We start from the raw sequence: 1,795 nt of genomic DNA, 5'->3' as shown, positions 1-1,795 counted from the left end.
CAGCTCATCGGCAGCTACCTCTTCCCGCACCTCGCCCTCGGCAGTGGTACCGATCCGCAGCGCCTTGTCGGGCACCAGCGCCATCAGGGCGGTCACTCCGGCCCGGGCACGTCCGGCGGCGTAGGCCTCCAGATGCTCACCCAGCATAAAGAGCAGCAGCACCATGGCCGCTTCGGCGGTTTCGCCGAGGAACAGGGCCCCCACGGCGGCGACCGTCATCAGGGTCTCGATGGCGAAGGGGGAGCCGCTTTTGGTCAGCGCCCACGCCTTGCGGGAGATGGGCCACAGGCCCCAGAGGGTCGCCAGAGTAAAGAGCGGCTGACCGAACTCTTTCGGCAGCAGGGCGGCAACCAGCATCAGACCCGCCAGTGACAGGGGCTGCCAATATTTGCCCAAAAAGTTATCGAATAGATTGCCCTGCAGGGGCTGTTGTGAAGCTTGCTTGCGGCCAGCTGCGTGCTTGTCAGCGCTTTCCCCCTTGAGCTGGAAACCGGCGGCCAGCACAGCGGCGGTGACGGGATCGGGGGAGAGGCCGGGGGCCAGATCCACCACCAGCTTCTCGGTGGCAAACAGCACGCGCGCCTGCTGCACGCCGCTCACCCGGCTGACGGCGGTCTCGATCTTGCGGGCGCAGCTGGGGCAATCCATCCCCAACACCTGCCAGCTATGGCGGCTGTTGCCTTGCGCAGGCGCAACCAGCGGGTCGGCAGGGGGCATATCGTGCTCATGCTCATGAGCTGGCGATAAGGGGGCGCTGCAGCACGCTTGATCGTGACAGCTTCCTCGGGGAGGCTCTTCATCCCCGGGGGATTCATTGCTGTCACGGGATGCGTGCTCATGAGGCGTCGGGGTTGAACAGCAACTGACGGGCGTGGTGTTGTCGCAGCAGTGGCTATCGTGGTGATGCTCACTCTGGCCGGGGGCCGCCTTGCTGACGGCCTTGATGGGGGCGGCGTGCTGATGATTGCAGCAGGATTTGCTCATGATGAGTCCCTCTTGATGGATCCCGCCCCTGCGAGATCCCTGATTACCGAGGAGGAGTCTAAACCTTGGTGTTAAGTCCAAGGTCAACCCCTTTATATCCCTTGTCTTCGCGGGTGTTTGTCTGGTCCCGCCGCCCCTATACTGATCACCCGGATTTTTACTACACCAATAAAGGACATAACACATGAGCAACTCAGTCACTCTGCAAGGCAACCCGGTTTCCGTCGCTGGTCACTTCCCGGTCGCCGGTGAGCAAGCCAAGCCCTTCTCCCTGGTGGCCAAGGATCTCTCCGACGTGACCCTGGCAAGCTTTGCCGGTCAGCGCAAAATCCTGAATATTTTCCCGAGCGTCGATACCCCGACCTGCGCGACCTCTGTGCGCAAGTTCAACGAGCAGGCCAGCGCGCTGGAGAACACTGTCGTGCTGTGCATCTCCGCCGATCTGCCGTTCGCCCAGTCCCGCTTCTGCGGCGCCGAAGGTCTGGACAAGGTAGTGACCCTCTCCACCCTGCGCGGTGCGGCCTTCATGGAAGATTACGGCGTTGCCTTCTCTTCCGGTCCGCTGGTAGGGCTGACCGCTCGCGCCATCGTGGTGCTGGATGGTGACAACAAGGTGCTGCACAGCGAGCTGGTCGCCGAAGTGGCCGACGAGCCGAACTACGCTGCTGCGCTGGCCGTGCTGTAAGGCTGCAAGCCATAAAAAATCCCGCTTCGGCGGGATTTTTTATGCGGGAATTGTCCGTTCAGGGCGTAGCGGGCGGGGTGGTCGCCGGTTCAGCCTTGGCGGTTGGGGAGGGTTGCCACTCCACAT

2 protein-coding genes are annotated in these 1,795 nt (G+C 62.8%); one reads left to right on the top strand and one right to left on the bottom strand.

The features are described 5' to 3' along the window. On the bottom strand, positions 1-984 hold a 984-nt coding region (locus AACS18_RS03020), incomplete at its 3' end, for a cation transporter (RefSeq protein WP_181363390.1). A gap of 184 nt (positions 985-1,168) precedes the next feature. Here AACS18_RS03020 and tpx point away from each other — a divergent pair. Continuing rightward, positions 1,169-1,669, top strand: a complete 501-nt coding sequence (gene tpx, locus AACS18_RS03015) for a thiol peroxidase (RefSeq protein WP_005341463.1) — start codon at positions 1,169-1,171, stop codon at positions 1,667-1,669. Positions 1,670-1,795: the final 126 nt, after the last annotated feature.

It is taken from the genome of Aeromonas sp. HMWF015 (assembly GCF_963878965.1).
Taxonomy (GTDB): Bacteria; Pseudomonadota; Gammaproteobacteria; order Enterobacterales; family Aeromonadaceae; genus Aeromonas; species Aeromonas veronii.
The sequence above is the reverse complement of the archived record's forward strand: the minus strand, read 5'-3'. Positions and strand labels throughout refer to the sequence as shown.